Below are 16,546 nucleotides of genomic sequence, written 5' to 3' on the forward strand. Positions count from 1 at the left end.
CTTGATGTTTCCCGGAGTTGACGCTTCGGCCGGTCACGCAGAGCGAGCCGCGGGACGCGCGCGCGAGCCCGGACTGAGCGCCCCGCGCACGGGTGGAGCCTCGGTGTTCGCACACCGCGACACCTCAGTCACGCTACGCTCACGAAGTCGTCGACGCGGAATGCGCCAACTCGACACCAGACCGACAGCTCACCCAGGTAGCCCACTTCACCCTACGAACCCCAGCCCCTACCACTTCGCAGTACTTCACGGCACTTCACAGCACTTCACGGCAGAACGGCACAAGGCGACGAATGCCCCAGCACACCTCCGGGTCCGACCGGGCGGCGGTCCCCCCAGCCGCCCGCGACGGTGGCAGCGTGCGGCCGCCCGCTCCCTCGACGCTCGACGAGCTGTGGCGGTCGTACAAGGCGACGGGGGACGACCGGCTGCGGGAGCAGCTGATCCTGCACTACTCACCGCTCGTGAAATACGTCGCGGGGCGGGTGAGCGTCGGTCTGCCGCCCAACGTGGACCAGGCCGACTTCGTCTCCTCCGGCGTCTTCGGGCTGATCGACGCGATCGAGAAGTTCGACATCGACCGGGAGATCAAGTTCGAGACGTACGCGATCACCCGGATCCGGGGCGCGATGATCGACGAGCTGCGGGCGCTGGACTGGATTCCGCGATCGGTCCGGCAGAAGGCGCGGAACGTGGAGCGGGCCTACGCCACCCTGGAGGCACGGCTGCGGCGCACCCCGACCGAGACCGAGGTCGCCGCCGAGCTGGACATGGAGGTCGAGGAACTCCACGCCGTGTTCAGCCAGTTGTCGCTGGCCAACGTGGTCGCGCTGGAGGAGCTGCTGCACGTCGGCAGCGAGGGCGGGGACCGGCTCAGTCTCATGGACACGCTGGAGGACACCGCCGCGGACAATCCGGTGGAGGTGGCCGAGGACCGGGAGCTGCGCAGATTTCTCGCGCGGGCGATCAACACACTGCCCGAGCGGGAGAAGACCGTGGTCACGCTGTACTACTACGAAGGGCTCACCCTCGCCGAGATCGGCAATGTGCTCGGGGTCACCGAGAGCCGGGTCAGCCAGATCCACACGAAGTCGGTGCTGCAGCTGCGGGCCAAGCTGGCGAGCTTCGGGCGCTGACACGCGGCGGCGCGGCGCGGTGGGCCAGTGGCTCCCGTTCGGGTGGGGCCGTCCGTAAAGTGGTTGACGTGCCAAGGATTCGAGCGGCCTCCGTGGCCGAGCACCGGTCGATGCAGCGAGCCGCCCTGCTGGACGCGGCGCGGTCTCTGCTGTCCGAGGGCGGGACCGAAGCGCTGACGTTCCCCGCGCTGGCAGAGCGGACGGGTCTGGCCCGGTCGTCCGTGTACGAGTACTTCCGGTCGCGGGCCGCCGTGGTCGAGGAACTGTGCGCGGTCGACTTTCCGCTGTGGGCGGCGGACGTGGCCGCCGCGATGGAGCGGGCCGAGTCCGCCTCGGCCAAGGTCGAGGCATATGTGCGGCAGCAGCTGGCGCTGGTCGGGGACCGGCGGCATCGGGCGGTTGTCGCCATCTCCGCGAGTGAGCTGGACGCCGGGGCGCGGGAGAAGATCCGCGCGGCGCACGGGGGGCTGGTCGCCATGGTCGTCGAGGCGCTCGGGGAGATGGGGCATGCGCAGCCCCGGCTGGCGGCGATGCTGCTGCAGGGGGTCGTGGATGCGGCGGTGCGGCGCATCGAGCTGGGGGCGGCGGAGGATCCCGCGGTGGTGACGGACGCCGCTGTGGCCATGGCGCTGCGTGGTGTGACGGGCTGACGTCTGCCCGGTGCCGGGGCGCTTGCCGGTGCCGGCGGGGTGCGGGGATGCTGCGCTGGGCGACGCGGTCTATCGCGTGCCGACGCCGGCGGGTACCGGTGCTGCCGCTGACCGAGGGGGCGTTTCGCTCGCCCGGGCCGCCACGTCGATGGGGCGGCGCCGGCGGGGCTCACGCCGGTCGGCGGTGCCGGACGCCACTCGGCCGACATGCCCGCCGCCGGCGGCCGCACGGGCGCGGATGGCGGGGCCCCTCCCCGCGCTCGGCTTCACCCACAGGACCCCACCGCCCATCCTGCCGCCTGCTTCCCCCGCGCCCTGAAGGCACCGGAGCTGCGCGAGGGCTGCCGCCGCTGCCGACGTCACGACGGCAGCGGCACCCCCAACACGGGCAGCAGCCTCGGTGGGCCCCGGTGGAGGAGCCAGGGTGGCAGCAGCGACAGGGGGTCCAAGTAGGTGTTTCCCCGGAGCAGGCCCCAGTGCAGGCACGGCGTGGCGCAGTGGGTGTCCGTCGCCTCCGTCGTGCCCACCGTCTCTCCGGCCCTGACCTCCTCGCCCTTGCGGACCGACGCGGTCACCGGCTCGTACGTCGTCCGCAGGTCCGTGCCCGTCAGCTCGACCGAGACGACGCCGCGTCCCGCCACCCGGCCCGCGAAGGACACCCGGCCCGGGGCGACCGCCCGTACCGGCGAACCGGCCGGCGCCGCCAGGTCCACGCCCCGGTGGCCGGAGCCGTACACCGTCGCCGGTGGCTCCCACCCCCGTAACACCCACGGCCGGATGCCCACCGGCCAGGTGCGGGCGAGGGCCGGGACCGGGGCCTGAGGGGGTGGTGCGGGGGCCGGGGGAGGGTCCGCCCAGGCCCACGGGGCCAGCAGGGGCAGCAGCGTCACCGCCAAGGGCAGGAGCAGGAGCAGGCACACCGGGGCATATCGCTTCGCATGTCGCATGCGCCAACCGTCCCGCACCCCCACCGATCAGGGCCGGAGTCTGTGGACTACTTCCCGGTTGTGGGCAGCGGCGTCACCCGGTGCCCCGCCGGTCCCGTACACTTCTTCTGGCGATCCGGGTCACCGGGTCGACTTCGCACGCCCCGACACCGGTCCGTCAAGCGGTCGGTGTCAGCGCCTCTCGGTCCTCAGCGGCAAGGCGCGTCGCGGGCGTCAGGCGTGGGAGCCGTCCGGCTTCCGCGGCACAACCGAGAAACTCAAGGAGATACGGCCATGGCCGTCGTCACGATGCGGGAGCTGCTGGAGAGCGGCGTCCACTTCGGTCACCAGACCCGTCGCTGGAACCCGAAGATGAAGCGCTTCATCTTCACCGAGCGCAACGGCATCTACATCATCGACCTGCTCCAGTCGCTGTCGTACATCGACCGCGCCTACGAGTTCGTCAAGGAGACCGTGGCCCACGGCGGCACGGTCATGTTCGTCGGCACCAAGAAGCAGGCGCAGGAGGCCATCGCCGAGCAGGCCACCCGCGTCGGCATGCCCTACGTCAACCAGCGCTGGCTGGGCGGCATGCTCACCAACTTCTCGACCGTCTACAAGCGTCTGCAGCGCCTCAAGGAGCTCGAGCAGATCGACTTCGAGGACGTCGCCGCGTCCGGTCTGACCAAGAAGGAGCTTCTCGTGCTCTCGCGCGAGAAGGCCAAGCTGGAGAAGACCCTCGGTGGTATCCGCGAGATGCAGAAGGTGCCGAGCGCCGTCTGGATCGTGGACACCAAGAAGGAGCACATCGCCGTCGGTGAGGCCCGGAAGCTGAACATTCCGGTCGTCGCGATCCTCGACACCAACTGCGACCCCGACGAGGTCGACTACAAGATCCCGGGCAACGACGACGCGATCCGCTCCGTCACCCTGCTCACCCGTGTGATCGCCGACGCCGTCGCCGAGGGCCTCATCTCCCGCTCTCGCGTCGCCACCGGTGACAAGGGCGAGAAGGCCGCGGGCGAGCCGCTCGCCGAGTGGGAGCGCGACCTGCTCGAGGGTGAGAAGAAGGCCGACGAGGCCGAGAAGCCGGCCGAGGCCGCCGCTGAGGCCCCGGCTGCCGAGGCTCCGGCTGCTGCTGAGGCCCCGGCTGCTGAGGCTCCGGCCGCCGAGGGCGAGCAGGCCTGACGCACGCGTTGACGGCGGGGGCGGTGCTGCATCGACAGCGCCTCCGGCGCGGTGAAGTCCGCCCCCGTTGTTCACCCGTAGGTCGGCGCGCCGTACGCGCTCTGCGTTCACATGTGGAGCGCACACCGTGCTGATCTGAAGATCTTCCAGACTTCGAGAAAGACTCACAGACTCATGGCGAACTACACCGCCGCCGACGTCAAGAAGCTCCGTGAGCTCACCGGCGCCGGCATGATGGACTGCAAGAAGGCGCTGGACGAGGCCGAGGGCAACGTCGACAAGGCCGTCGAGGCGCTGCGCATCAAGGGCCAGAAGGGCGTCGCCAAGCGCGAGGGCCGCTCCGCCGAGAACGGCGCCGTGGTCTCCATCATCGCCGACGACAACTCCTCCGGCGTCCTGGTCGAGCTGAAGTGCGAGACCGACTTCGTCGCCAAGGGCGAGAAGTTCCAGGCCGTCGCCAACAAGATCGCCGAGCACGTCGCCGCGACCTCCCCGGCCGACATCGACGCCCTGCTCGCCTCCGAGATCGAGCCCGGCAAGACCGTCCAGGCGTTCGTGGACGAGGCCAACGCCAACCTCGGCGAGAAGATCGTCCTGGACCGCTTCGCGCAGTTCGCCGACGGCTTCGTGCTCGCTTACATGCACCGCACCATGCCCGACCTGCCCCCGCAGATCGGTGTCCTGGTCGAGCTCGACAAGCCGAACGCCGAGGTCGCCAAGGGCGTCGCCCAGCACATCGCCGCCTTCGCGCCGAAGTACCTCGCCAAGGAGGACATCCCGGCCGACGTCGTCGAGTCCGAGCGCCGCATCGCCGAGGAGACCACCCGCGCCGAGGGCAAGCCCGAGGCCGCGATCGCCAAGATCGTCGAGGGTCGCCTCAACGGCTTCTTCAAGGACGCCACGCTGCTCGGCCAGCCGTACGCGCTGGACAACAAGAAGTCGGTCCAGAAGGTGCTGGACGAGGCCGGTGTCACCCTGAAGCGCTTCTCGCGCATCAAGGTCGGCATCTGAGTCCGTATCGCGATCGACTGAGTCCGTATCGCGATCGACGCGCGACCCGCGGAGAAATCCCGATAGGGTCGACAGCAGTCGTCCGCGCACACCGCCACACCATGGTGTGGGGCGGACGGCAGCAGATCTGACGAGGAGGCCATTGCCGCGCATGGGAGCGAAAAGCGACCCCACCGGCAATGGCCTTCTTCGTATGTGCAACACGTGAAAGAGGCGGGATCTCCATGACCACCAAGGCCCAGAAGAGCGACGACGGCAAAGTACGCGGCCGGTTTCTGCTGAAGCTGTCCGGAGAGGCGTTCTCCGGCGGTGGGGGCCTGGGCGTGGACCCGGACGTGGTGCACAAGATCGCCCGGGAGGTCGCGGCCGTCGTACGTGACGGGGCGCAGATCGCGGTCGTCATCGGCGGCGGCAACTTCTTCCGTGGCGCCGAGCTCCAGCAGCGCGGCATGGACCGCGCCCGCTCCGACTACATGGGCATGCTCGGCACGGTGATGAACTGCCTCGCCCTCCAGGACTTCCTGGAGAAGGAGGGCATCGACAGCCGGGTGCAGACCGCCATCACCATGGGCCAGGTCGCCGAGCCGTACATCCCGCTGCGCGCCGTGCGCCACCTGGAGAAGGGCCGCGTGGTCATCTTCGGCGCCGGTATGGGCATGCCGTACTTCTCCACCGACACCACCGCCGCGCAGCGCGCCCTGGAGATCGACGCCGAGGCGCTGCTCATGGGCAAGAACGGCGTGGACGGGGTCTACGACTCCGACCCGAAGGCCAACCCGGACGCCGTCAAGTTCGACGCCCTCGGCTACGGCGAGGTCATCACCCGTGACCTCAAGGTCGCCGACGCCACCGCCATCACGCTGTGCCGCGACAACAAGCTCCCGATCCTCGTCTTCGAGCTTCTCGCGGAGGGCAATATCGCCCGCGCGGTCAAGGGTGAGAAGATCGGCACGCTGGTGGGTGACCAGGCCGGCCGGGGCTGACCCGGCATCAACCCGGCCGGTGTCGTGCGGCCCCGTAAGGGGTCCTGACCCTGGCCGGGGGATGGACAATGTCCTGCCGGTCGGGAACCGTGCAGGAAGAAGACGCGACGCAGCCGGCCGCCGACCGACTTCAGGAACCGCAGCCGGGCCTTACTCAAGACACGCAGGAGCAAGTGGTGATCGAAGAGACCCTCCTCGAGGCCGAGGAGAAGATGGAGAAGGCCGTCGTGGTCGCCAAGGAGGACTTCGCCGCGATCCGCACCGGCCGTGCGCACCCGGCGATGTTCAACAAGATCGTGGCCGACTACTACGGTGCCCCGACGCCGATCAACCAGCTGGCCTCGTTCTCCGTGCCGGAGCCGCGCATGGCGGTCGTGACCCCATTCGACAAGAGCGCGCTGCGCAACATCGAGCAGGCGATCCGCGACTCCGACCTGGGCGTCAACCCCAGCAATGACGGCAACATCATCCGAGTGGTGTTCCCCGAGCTCACCGAGGAGCGCCGCCGCGACTACATCAAGGTCGCCAAGGGCAAGGCCGAGGACGCGCGCGTGTCCATCCGCTCCGTGCGCCGCAAGGCCAAGGAAGCCCTCGACAAGCTCGTCAAGGACGGCGAGGTCGGCGAGGACGAGGGCCGCCGTGCGGAGAAGGAGCTCGACGACACCACGCACAAGTACGTGGCGCAGGTGGACGAGCTCCTGAAGCACAAGGAAGCCGAGCTGCTCGAAGTCTGATGAGCGACTCTTCCTGGGGAGCGCCGCCCGCGGCGGGGCAGGCCGGCTACTGGGGACCCACCGCGGGCGGGCCTGCCCAGGGGGCCGCCCCGGCGGGTCCCGCGTACGATGCGCCTGAGGCGCAGCACACTCGCCCCATGCCCAGCGTGCCCGACGAAGCCGTGTACGGCCCAGACCAGGACGGCGACCGGGGGGCCGCTCGGCGCAGTGGCCCCTTGTTCCAGGACGAGTTCCGCCCGGGGGCCCCGCCCGCCCGCACCGTCCCGGCCGAGAACCAGAATCCGGAGCCCATGCCCGACGCCCAGCAGCCGGCGCCAGCGCCGCAGAAGAAGAGCGCGGGCCGTGACCTGAGCGCGGCCATAGGCGTCGGCGTCGGGCTCGGTGTGGTGATCATCGCGAGCCTGTTCATCGAGAAGGCCGTCTTCGTCGGCGTGATCGCGGTCGCCGTGGTCGTCGGCCTGTGGGAACTGACCAGCAGGCTGCGGGAGCGCAAGGGCATCAAGGCGCCGCTGGTGCCGCTCGCGGTCGGCGGTGCGGCGATGGTGGTCGCCGGGTACGTCCGCGGCGCCGAGGGCGCCTGGGTCGCCATGGCGCTGACGGCGCTGGCAGCCCTGGTCTGGCGGATGACGGAGTCGCCGGAGGGCTATCTCAAGGACGTCACGGCGGGCGTCTTCGCGGCGTTCTACGTGCCGTTCCTGGCCACGTTCGTCGCGCTGATGCTGACGGCGCAGGACGGCCCCTGGCGCGTCCTGACGTTCCTCCTCCTGACGGTCGTCAGCGACACCGGCGCGTACGCGGTCGGCTGGCGCTTCGGTCGGCACAAGCTGGCCCCGCGCATCAGCCCCGGCAAGACCCGCGAGGGCCTGGCGGGCGCGGTGCTGTTCGCGATGGTCGCGGGCGCGCTGTGCATGCAGTTCCTGATCGACGACGGCATGTGGTGGCAGGGCCTGCTGCTGGGCCTCGCGGTCGCGGGCAGTGCCACGCTGGGCGACCTCGGCGAGTCCATGATCAAGCGCGACCTGGGCATCAAGGACATGGGCACGTTGCTCCCCGGTCACGGGGGCATCATGGACCGACTCGACTCCCTGCTGCCGACGGCTCCGGTGGTGTGGCTGTTGTTGGTGGTGTTCGTCGGCTCCGCGTGAGTCCGCGGCTCGTACGGTTCCTGGGCCCCGTCCTCTGCGGAGGGCGGGGCCTGTTGCGTGCTCGCGTGCTCCGGTGGTGAGCGGCTGTGGCTCGGCCGTGCCGTCGTCCTGTCCCGGCGCGGGGGCCGGCGGGATGTGGTCGGGCCGTTCCCGGGGTGGGACGATTCTGGATGTAAGCCCTCTGTCCGGAAAGGGAGGGCGTCATGTCCGCCTTCCACGAAGTGATCGACGTCGACCGGAGTCCCGGTGACGTCTGGGCGTACCTCAGCGACCCCGCTCATCTGCCGGAGTGGCAGAAGAGCGCGGTCTCGGTCGAGGAGATGGACGACGGCCCCTTCGGACTCGGCTGCCGGATCAGGGTCACGCGGCTCGTCCGCGGGCGTGATGTGCCGATAACCATGCAGGTCACCGAGTTCGAGCCACCGCACACCTGGAGTCTGCGCGGCGTCGACGGCCCCGTGCGCGGCCGGGTGCACGGCGAGATCACACCGCTCCCCGACGGCCGCACCCGCGTGACCATGGACCTGGACTTCGAGGCCCACGGCATCGGCAGGGTGCTGCTGCCACTCGTCGTACGCCCCCAGGTCCGCAAGGAGCTGCCGGAGAACGAGCGGCTGCTCAAGGAGCGGTTGGAGCAGGCCACCACCTGACGGGAAATCCCGGGGGCCGGAGGGCGCTCACGAGGCCCGGATGGCCGCGATGTCGAACTGGAGGCGGACCTTCTCGCTCACCATGGCTCCGCCCTGGGCCAGCCGGGCGTCGTAGCTCAGGCCCCAGTCGGAGCGGTTGATGGTGGTGGTGCCGTCGAAGCCCACCCGCTCGTCGCCGAACGCGTCGGTGACATGGCCGATGTAGGTGAGTTCGAGGACGACGGGGCGGGTGGTGTCCTTGATGGTGAGATCACCGGTCATCCGGTAGACGTCCTTGCCCGCCAGGTCCACGGCGGTGCTCGTGAAGGTCATCCGTGGGTGGGCCCCGGCGTCGAGGAACTGGCGCCCGACCAGGTGGGCGTCGCGCTGCTCGACGCCGGTGTCGACGCTGGCGGTGTACAGCACGATGTCGGCCCGCGAGCGGGCCGGCTCGCGGCCGTCGAAGTACAGGCGGCTCTCGTACTCCGTGAAGGCGCCGCGCACCGTCGTCACCATCGCGTGTCGTACGGAGAACCCGATCCTGCTGTGCGCGGGATCGATCAGCCACTCGCCGGTGAGGCCCGCCAGCTGGGGATCGGGCAGGACGGCGGTGGCGGTGGCGCCGGTAGTGGCCACCAGGGCGGCGCTCGCCACGGGAGCGCCGGACTGCTGCGCGCGCCGGTGGAAGGAGTTGCGGCCGAAAAGGTTCATGGATCACGTGGTTACGGCAGGGTCACGGGGCGGGACAAGGCCCGACCAGGAAACCCGACCGTTCGTCAGCAGAACTTCACAGGACCACCGGCCGCGTTCGGATCTGAGGACCCCACCCCGCCGGTCCGCAGAAGGGGCTGCTCGGGCCGTCGCTGTTGGCCACGGCTTTACCTTCGTGCGCCCCCTGTGCTCCGGCACCGTGGGTTAGGTCACGCTTAGCTACCGCCGTAACAAGGGGAGATGCACATCACAGTGGTCCAACACGAAAGCCCACCGACCGCCGCACAGGCTTCCCGGCGAGGGCGGCGATCGGTGGGCATGCACCCAGGAGGTACTGCTATGAGTGTGACCCCAATCAACTCCCTTTCAATCCCCCGTCCACGCGGCTGGGCTGTCGTTCTCGTCATCATCGTGATCATCTGCGCCCCCGCCGCGCGCCTCGAAGGGGTCATGACCGACCTGATCGCGCTGTCGGCGGTCCTCGTGGCCGGCACCGCGGTGAGCGCCGTGGCGGCGAGGCAGTCCCGCACGGCGCCCTGACCGCCGACCGGGCCCGCTGTCCCCGCTCCGGCCGGGGCGGGGACCGCAGGGACGGTGACCGGAGCCGGTTCCCGGTGGGATTGCCCGATTTCGGGTGTTGACGTCATGTCTGTGGCATATGACGATATGCGGAACAGCGAGCGCCGAACCGTCGCCCTGTGAACTGCGCGGTGCTCCCGTACCGGCCCGAAGGAGGGCGGCAATGAAGACGTTCCGGAGGCGTGTCCCGGGCAAGAAATCGGCGGTGGCGGCATTGATCCTCGGGGTGACCCTCCTCGTCGCCCCGACCGCGACCGCCGCCACCGAGAACCCGAAGCCCCAGAGCCCCGGCTTCGACCTGTGCGTCCACAGCGCCGGTCCGGCCGGCCGCTTCATCTACCCGGGGTACTCCAACATCCCCTGCATCTGAGTGGCGCAAAGCGAACGCCCCCGCCCAGCGGTTTCCCGTTGGGCGGGGGCTTTTGCCTGCCGCGATTACGACGCGGGCGGCGAACCAGGCGTGGTCGGCGCCGGCGTACCGGGCGTGGTCCCGGCCGGTGAGGTCACGGTCGGCGACGGCGACCCGGGTGCGGTCACCGTCGGCGACGGCGACCCGGGCTTGGTCGGCGACGGTGACCCCGGTGCGGTCGGCGACGGCGACCCGGGCTTGGTCGGCGACGGTGACCCCGGTGCGGTCGGCGACGGCGACCCGGGCTTGGTCGGCGACGGCGACCCGGGCTTGGTCACCGAAGTGGTCGGTGAGGGCTTCCTCGAGGGCTTCTTCGTCGGCTTGGCCGTACAGACCTTGTGGCCTTGGACCCAGACGCGCTTTTTGTGCTGGCCCTTTCCCTTGTATTCCCAGTGCCCCTTCACCCACTGGCACTTGGGCTTCGCTGGAGTGGCGTGCGTGCTCACATCAGCGGAGTGTTGCGCGGTAGCGATTCCGGCTGCCCCGCCGAGCATCAGGACGGGCACCGCTGCTATCGCAACTACAGCCCCTCTCATATGAGTTCGCATGGCGGCTCCTTATCGCTGGGGGATTTCCAGTCCATGCCCACCCCTCGTTTCAAGGCTGACATGAGGGCACACAACTCGCAAATTCGGACAAAAACCACCGCATTCCCAAGGTGCAGACAAAACTGACGTGCGATCAGCTCTTGGGCTCCTGAACCGACCCGGGCGGTCGTGGCGAGCCACCGCTAGAGTGGACGCGGGGAGGTCCAGTGCGCGGAAATCTGCCGGTCGAGAATGTGGGGAGCACCCCGCTGTGTCTCTTCGTCGAGCCGTACGGTGAGGACTTCTGGCTTGAACCGGGCGACGCCGTCACCCTTTCCCCGGTCGGCGACGGCGGCAGTGTCCAGTTCGCGGTCCAGGTCGCGGCCGAGCTGATGAGCGTGTGGCTCTACGAGGACGGCGACCCCGGCAAAGTCATCGCGGAATCTCAGGTCACCGATGCGGCGGGCACGCCGTTGGAGTGTGGTCACCAGCGGGGTGACCGGCGCATTCCCGGACCGTTCTTCCGGCGGACCGAGTAACGACCTCAGCGCTTGCAGGAGCGGCCCCTGGCGGCCGAGCGAGGCCCCCCACCGGCCCGGCGACAGATTGCTTGGCAGCGCGCGGACCCGTCGGCCGGGCCGTCTCCGGGCCTTCCGAAGCCGCTCGGTCACGGCGGGTGACGACTGCTGACGGCAGTCGTGGGCGGCGACGGCCGCAGGTCACCCCTGGGCGGCCTCTGGGCCGTCCCTGGGCCGGTCCGAGGCCGCTCAGCGGCAACCGGTGACGACTACTAACGACAGTCGTAGCAGGCGGCAGCCACAGGTCACCGAGTTTGATCTGCGACACTGGTATCGCCATGCCTAAGCCCGGAGAACTCACTTTCGTCGCGCCGCGCGGAGCCCAGAAGCCGCCGCGGCACCTTGCCGATCTCACGCCCGCCGAGCGCAAGGACGCGGTGGCCGAGATCGGTGAGAAGCCGTTCCGCGCCAAGCAGCTCGCGCAGCACTACTTCGCGCGGTACGCGCACGAGCCGGAGCAGTGGACCGACATCCCCGCCGCCTCGCGGGACAAGCTGCGCGAGGCGCTGTTCCCGGAGCTGATGACCGTCGTCCGGCATCTGTCGACGGACCAGGGGACCACGCGCAAGACGCTGTGGCGGCTGTTCGACGGGACCCTCGTCGAGTCGGTGCTGATGCGCTACCCGGACCGGGTCACCATGTGCATCAGCTCGCAGGCGGGCTGCGGCATGAACTGTCCGTTCTGCGCCACCGGGCAGGCCGGGCTCGACCGGAACCTGTCCACGGCCGAGATCGTCCACCAGATCGTGGACGGTATGCGGGCCCTGCGGGACGGGGAGGTGCCCGGGGGACCCGCCCGGCTGTCCAACATCGTCTTCATGGGCATGGGCGAGCCGCTCGCCAACTACAAGCGTGTGGTCGGCGCCATCCGGGCGCTCACCGACCCGGCCCCCGACGGGCTGGGGCTGTCGCAGCGCGGGATCACCGTGTCCACCGTCGGGCTCGTGCCGGCCATCCACCGCTTCGCCGACGAGGGCTTCAAGTGCCGGCTGGCGATCTCCCTGCACGCCCCCGACGACGAGCTGCGTGACACCCTCGTCCCCGTGAACACGCGGTGGAAGGTGCGCGAGGTGCTCGACGCCGGGTTCGAGTACGTCGAGAAGAGCGGCCGTCGGCTGTCCATCGAGTACGCCCTCATCCGGGACATCAACGACCAGGCGTGGCGGGGCGACCGGCTCGGCCGGCTGCTCAGGGGCAAGCCCGTGCACGTCAATCTCATTCCGCTCAACCCGACGCCGGGCTCCAAGTGGACCGCATCGCGGCCCGAGGACGAGAAGGCGTTCGTGGAGGCCATCGCCGCCCATGGTGTGCCCGTCACCATCCGGGACACCCGTGGTCAGGAGATCGACGGAGCCTGTGGTCAGCTCGCGGCCACCGAGCGGTAATCTGACCCGGTCCACACATCTTCATATTCCGACAGGGGAGCGCCACAGCGCTGAGAGTGCGGCGGACAGGGCCGCAGACCCTCTGAACCTCGCCCAGGTCATTCTGGGTAGGGAGTTCGGTCATCACTCAAGCTGTTGCGCCCTGCCCGGGTCCTCCTCGCGGAGTCCGGGCGGGGCCGCGTCTCTTCCTGGCCAACCCCAGGAGGACATCCAGTGCAGAACAAGACCTTCGTGGCCGTGGCGGTCGGGCTCGGCCTGATCGGCCTGTCCGCGTGCGGATCCACCGACGCCAAGTCGTCAGGTGACTCCAAGACCGTGACGCTCGTCAGTCACGACTCGTGGGCCGTCTCCAAGAACGTGCTCGCCGACTTCGAGAAGCAGTCCGGATACAAGGTCAGGGTCCTCAAGGACGGCGACGCCGGGCAGGCCGTGAACAAGGCCATCCTGACCAAGGACAACCCGCAGGGCGACGTCTTCTTCGGCGTCGACAACACCCTGCTGTCCCGCGCGCTCGACAACGGGCTCTTCCAGCCGTACCGGGCCAAGGGCGCCGACCGGATCCTGCCCCAGTACCGCGTCGACCAGGACAAGCACCGGGTCACGCCCATCGACACCGGCGACATCTGCGTCAACTACGACAAGGCCTACTTCAGCAAGCACAAGCTGACCCCGCCGCAGTCCTTCGCCGACCTCGCCAAGCCGGCGTACAAGAACCTCCTCGTCACCGAGAACGCCGCGACCTCCTCGCCGGGCCTCGGCTTCCTGCTGGGCAGCGCCGGGCGGTTCGGCGACACCGGCTGGCAGGGCTACTGGAAGAAGCTCAAGGCCAACGGCGTCAAGGTCGTCGACGGCTGGGAGCAGGCCTACTACCAGGAGTTCTCGGGCTCCTCCGAGGGCAAGAAGGCCGGCGGCGACCGGCCGCTGGTGGTGTCGTACGCCTCCTCCCCGCCCGCCGAGGTGATCTACGCCAAGAAGCGCCCCAGCACCGCGCCGACCGGGGTCTCCTACGGCACCTGCTTCCGGCAGACGGAGTACGCGGGGCTGCTGAGCAACGCGAAGAACACCAAGGGCGGCAAGGCCTTCCTGGACTTCCTGCTCACCAAGGAGTTCCAGGAGGACATGCCGCTCAACATGTTCGTCTACCCGGTGCGCGAAGCCGCCCAGGTGCCACCGGAGTTCGTGAAGTACGGGCCGCAGGCCAAGAACCCCGAGACCATGGCCCCCGGCAAGATCGCCGCCAACCGTGACCAGTGGGTCAAGTCGTGGACCTCGCTCGTACTGAAGTAGCGGAACCCCGGCGGGGGAACGCGGCGAGGTTCGGGCTGATGGCCCTGCCCGTCGCGTTCTTCGCGCTGTTCTTCGCCTGGCCCGTGGCCGCGATCGTCACGCGCGGGCTGAAGGCCGACGGTGCCTGGCAGTGGGGGCGGATCGCGGACGTGGTCACGCAGCCGGACATCCGGCACGTGCTGTGGTTCACCACCTGGCAGGCGCTCGCCTCCACCGCGCTCACCCTGCTGCTCGCGCTGCCGGCCGCGTACGTCTTCGCCCGCCTCGACTTCCCCGGCAAGCAGGTGCTGCGGGCCGTCGTCACCGTGCCGTTCGTGCTGCCGACCGTCGTCGCCGGCAGCGCGTTCCTCGCCCTCGTCGGGCACGGCGGACTGCTCGACGAGCTGTGGGGCGTACGGCTGGACACCACTGTGTGGGCGATCCTGCTGGCCCATGTCTTCTTCAACTACGCGGTCGTCGTACGGACCGTCGGCGGCCTGTGGTCCCAGCTCGACCCCCGGCAGGAGGAGGCCGCCCGCATGCTCGGCGCGTCCCCCCTGCACGCCTGGCGGAAGGTCACCCTCCCGGCCCTCGCCCCCGCCGTGGCCGCCGCCGCGCTGATGGTGTTCCTCTTCACCTTCACCTCCTTCGGCGTCGTCCAGATCCTGGGCGGCCCCACCTTCTCCACCCTGGAAGTGGAGATCTACCGGCAGACCTCCGAGGTGTTCGACCTCTCCACGGCAGCCGTCCTCACCCTGGTCCAGTTCGTCGCCGTCGGCGCGATCCTCGTCGTGCACGCCTGGACGGTACGGCGCCGGGAGACCGCCCTGAGGCTCGTCGACCCGAAGGCGACCGCGCGCCGCCCGCGCGGAGCCGGCCAGTGGGCCCTGCTGGCCGGCGTCCTCGTCACGATCACGCTCCTGCTGGTCCTGCCGCTCGCCGTCCTCGTCCGCCGCTCCCTGGACGCGCCCGGCTTCGGCTACTACCGGGCGCTCGCGAACTCCGACGGCGGTACGTTCCTGGTGGCGCCCGTGCACGCGGTGTGGACCTCGCTCCAGTACGCCGTGGCCGCCACCGCCATCGCCGTCGTGATCGGCGGACTGGCCGCCGCCGCGCTGGCCCGCCGGGACGCGGGCCGCCTGGTGCGGGGCTTCGACGCGCTCCTGATGCTGCCGCTCGGGGTGTCCGCCGTGACGGTCGGCTTCGGTTTCCTGATCGCCCTCGACAAGCCGCCACTGGACCTCAGGGAGTCCTGGATCCTCGTCCCCCTCGCCCAGGCGCTGGTCGGCGCCCCCTTCGTCGTACGGACCATGCTGCCCGTACTGCGGGCGGTGGACGTCCGGCTCCGGGAGGCGGCGGCCGTGCTCGGGGCCTCGCCGTGGCGGGTGTGGCGGGAGGTGGACCTGCCACTGGTGCGTCGGGCGCTGCTGGTCGCGGCCGGGTTCGCGTTCGCCGTCTCGCTGGGCGAGTTCGGGGCGACCGTGTTCATCGCCCGGCCCGACAACCCGACGCTCCCGGTCGCCGTGGCCCGGCTGCTCAGCCGCCCCGGGGACCTCAACTACGGCCAGGCGATGGCCCTTTCGACCATTCTGATGGTGGTGTGCGCCGCCGCGCTGCTGATCCTGGAGCGGCTGCGCACCGACCGGACGGGGGAGTTCTAGATGCTGCTGAGCCTCGATGCCGCGACCGTCCGCCTCGGCGGGCGGGCCGTGCTCGACGCCGTCGACCTGGACGTCGCCGAGCACGAGGTGGTGTGCGTGCTCGGGCCGAGCGGCAGCGGAAAGTCCACCCTGCTGCGGGCGGTCGCCGGGCTCCAGCCCCTCTCCGGTGGACGGGTGCTGCTCGACGGCCGGGACCAGTCGGGCGTGCCCGCGCACCAGCGCGGCGTCGGCCTGATGTTCCAGGACCACCAGCTCTTCCCGCAGCGGGACGTCGGCGCGAACGTGGCGTTCGGGCTGCGCATGCACGGGGTCGGCAGGGGCGAACGGGACGCCGAGGTGGGCCGGTTGCTGGACCTGGTGGGGCTTCCGGGTGCCGCCGGGCGGGCCGTGGCCGCCCTGTCCGGTGGCGAGCAGCAGCGCGTGGCCCTCGCCCGCGCGCTCGCGCCCCGGCCCCGGCTGCTCATGCTGGACGAGCCACTCGGCCAGCTGGACCGCTCGCTCAGGGAACGCCTGGTGGTCGAACTGCGGGAGCTGTTCGGCCGGTTGGGTACGACCGTGCTCGCCGTGACCCACGACCAGGGCGAGGCGTTCGCGCTGGCCGACCGGGTGGTGGTGATGCGGGACGGGCGGATCGCGCAGTCCGGCACGCCCCTGGAGGTCTGGCAGCGGCCCGCCGACGCGTTCGTGGCCCGTTTCCTCGGCTTCGACAACGTGGCCGGGGCGACCGTCGCCGGGACGGCCGCCGACAGCCCCTGGGGCAAACTTCCGGTGCCCGACGGCTCCCCGCAGGGCGCGCGCACCCTGCTGGTCCGGCCCGCCGGGGTACGGCTCGTGGCGGCCGACGCCGGCCTGCCCTGCACGGTGACCGCGCGCACCTTCAAGGGCACCCATGTGGCCGTCCGCCTCCAGCCCGCGGACGGACCGCGCCTGGAGGCGGCCTGCGCGCTGCGGGAGGCACCGGAGGTCGGCGACGGGGTCGGCGTGGAGTTCGACGCGACCGAAATAGTCGTGCTCGGCTGATCATCGGG

General features: G+C 70.3%; 18 protein-coding genes and 1 riboswitch. Of the genes, 16 read left to right on the forward strand and 2 right to left on the reverse strand.

Annotation, left to right across the window (positions count from 1 at the left end; translation table 11 throughout):
* Nucleotides 1-293 precede the first annotated feature (293 nt).
* Complete coding sequence (gene whiG / locus AB0D93_RS16345) at nt 294-1,136, forward strand: RNA polymerase sigma factor WhiG (protein WP_362119618.1); 843 nt, start codon at nt 294-296, stop codon at nt 1,134-1,136.
* A 92-nt stretch (nt 1,137-1,228) separates the two neighbouring features.
* Nucleotides 1,229-1,786 carry a helix-turn-helix domain-containing protein gene (locus AB0D93_RS16350; protein ID WP_362119887.1) on the forward strand — a complete coding sequence of 186 codons (558 nt, stop codon included), beginning with the start codon at nt 1,229-1,231 and terminating at the stop codon, nt 1,784-1,786.
* A gap of 359 nt (nt 1,787-2,145) precedes the next feature.
* On the opposite strand, the gene AB0D93_RS16355 is transcribed toward AB0D93_RS16350, so the two are convergent.
* Nucleotides 2,146-2,733 carry a M23 family metallopeptidase gene (locus AB0D93_RS16355; RefSeq protein ID WP_362119621.1) on the reverse strand — a complete coding sequence of 196 codons (588 nt, stop codon included), beginning with the start codon at nt 2,731-2,733 and terminating at the stop codon, nt 2,146-2,148.
* A 273-nt stretch (nt 2,734-3,006) separates the two neighbouring features.
* Here AB0D93_RS16355 and rpsB point away from each other — a divergent pair, with 273 nt between their 5' ends.
* The 6 genes from rpsB (at nt 3,007) to AB0D93_RS16385 (ending at nt 8,423) form a co-directional block, all read left to right on the forward strand.
* On the forward strand, nt 3,007-3,900 hold the full coding sequence (gene rpsB / locus AB0D93_RS16360; RefSeq protein ID WP_362119624.1) for a 30S ribosomal protein S2: 894 nt from the start codon (nt 3,007-3,009) through the stop codon (nt 3,898-3,900).
* Nucleotides 3,901-4,074: 174 nt separating this feature from the next.
* Nucleotides 4,075-4,911: a translation elongation factor Ts gene (tsf, locus tag AB0D93_RS16365; RefSeq protein WP_362119627.1), complete on the forward strand. Its 837-nt coding sequence runs from the start codon at nt 4,075-4,077 to the stop codon at nt 4,909-4,911.
* A gap of 224 nt (nt 4,912-5,135) precedes the next feature.
* Nucleotides 5,136-5,894, forward strand: a complete 759-nt coding sequence (gene pyrH / locus AB0D93_RS16370; protein WP_362119630.1) for a UMP kinase — start codon at nt 5,136-5,138, stop codon at nt 5,892-5,894.
* Nucleotides 5,895-6,070: 176 nt separating this feature from the next.
* On the forward strand, nt 6,071-6,628 hold the full coding sequence (gene frr, locus AB0D93_RS16375; protein ID WP_055706853.1) for a ribosome recycling factor: 558 nt from the start codon (nt 6,071-6,073) through the stop codon (nt 6,626-6,628).
* On the forward strand, nt 6,628-7,773 hold the full coding sequence (locus AB0D93_RS16380; protein WP_362119635.1) for a phosphatidate cytidylyltransferase: 1,146 nt from the start codon (nt 6,628-6,630) through the stop codon (nt 7,771-7,773). The genes frr and AB0D93_RS16380 overlap by 1 nt, the downstream gene beginning before the upstream one ends.
* Nucleotides 7,774-7,976: 203 nt before the next feature.
* Nucleotides 7,977-8,423 (forward strand): SRPBCC family protein, encoded by a 447-nt coding sequence (locus tag AB0D93_RS16385; protein WP_362119639.1) that lies wholly within the window; start codon nt 7,977-7,979, stop codon nt 8,421-8,423.
* A gap of 27 nt (nt 8,424-8,450) precedes the next feature.
* On the opposite strand, the gene AB0D93_RS16390 is transcribed toward AB0D93_RS16385, so the two are convergent.
* Entirely contained in the window at nt 8,451-9,113 is a 663-nt protein-coding gene (locus AB0D93_RS16390; RefSeq protein ID WP_362119642.1) for a YceI family protein, read from the reverse strand.
* Nucleotides 9,114-9,452: 339 nt separating this feature from the next.
* Between AB0D93_RS16390 and AB0D93_RS16395 the strand changes: the two genes are divergently transcribed.
* The 8 genes from AB0D93_RS16395 to AB0D93_RS16430 all read left to right on the forward strand — a co-directional run bounded on the left by AB0D93_RS16395 (nt 9,453) and on the right by AB0D93_RS16430 (nt 16,538).
* The gene (locus AB0D93_RS16395; protein WP_362119645.1) at nt 9,453-9,653 is read left to right on the forward strand and encodes a hypothetical protein; all 201 of its coding nucleotides are present in this window, start codon (nt 9,453-9,455) and stop codon (nt 9,651-9,653) included.
* Between the two features lie 202 nt (nt 9,654-9,855).
* Entirely contained in the window at nt 9,856-10,062 is a 207-nt protein-coding gene (locus AB0D93_RS16400) for a hypothetical protein (RefSeq protein ID WP_362119648.1), read from the forward strand.
* A gap of 90 nt (nt 10,063-10,152) precedes the next feature.
* A complete protein-coding gene (locus tag AB0D93_RS16405; protein ID WP_362119651.1) occupies nt 10,153-10,641 on the forward strand; it encodes a hypothetical protein in 489 nt (162 codons plus the stop codon).
* A 214-nt stretch (nt 10,642-10,855) separates the two neighbouring features.
* On the forward strand, nt 10,856-11,167 hold the full coding sequence (locus tag AB0D93_RS16410; protein WP_362119654.1) for a hypothetical protein: 312 nt from the start codon (nt 10,856-10,858) through the stop codon (nt 11,165-11,167).
* 317 nt (nt 11,168-11,484) lie between these two features.
* Nucleotides 11,485-12,591 carry a 23S rRNA (adenine(2503)-C(2))-methyltransferase RlmN gene (gene rlmN, locus AB0D93_RS16415; protein WP_362119657.1) on the forward strand — a complete coding sequence of 369 codons (1,107 nt, stop codon included), beginning with the start codon at nt 11,485-11,487 and terminating at the stop codon, nt 12,589-12,591.
* A 23-nt stretch (nt 12,592-12,614) separates the two neighbouring features.
* Nucleotides 12,615-12,723: riboswitch (TPP riboswitch) on the forward strand.
* Between the two features lie 81 nt (nt 12,724-12,804).
* Nucleotides 12,805-13,878, forward strand: coding sequence for a thiamine ABC transporter substrate-binding protein (locus AB0D93_RS16420; protein ID WP_362119659.1), 1,074 nt, complete (start codon nt 12,805-12,807; stop codon nt 13,876-13,878).
* Between the two features lie 38 nt (nt 13,879-13,916).
* Nucleotides 13,917-15,518 (forward strand): iron ABC transporter permease, encoded by a 1,602-nt coding sequence (locus tag AB0D93_RS16425; protein WP_362119661.1) that lies wholly within the window; start codon nt 13,917-13,919, stop codon nt 15,516-15,518.
* Entirely contained in the window at nt 15,519-16,538 is a 1,020-nt protein-coding gene (locus tag AB0D93_RS16430) for an ABC transporter ATP-binding protein (protein WP_362119664.1), read from the forward strand.
* The last annotated feature ends 8 nt before the right edge of the window (nt 16,539-16,546 follow it).

Origin of the sequence: Streptomyces sp. NPDC048191 (assembly GCF_040652655.1) — a bacterium.
Lineage (GTDB): Bacteria > Actinomycetota > Actinomycetes > Streptomycetales > Streptomycetaceae > Streptomyces.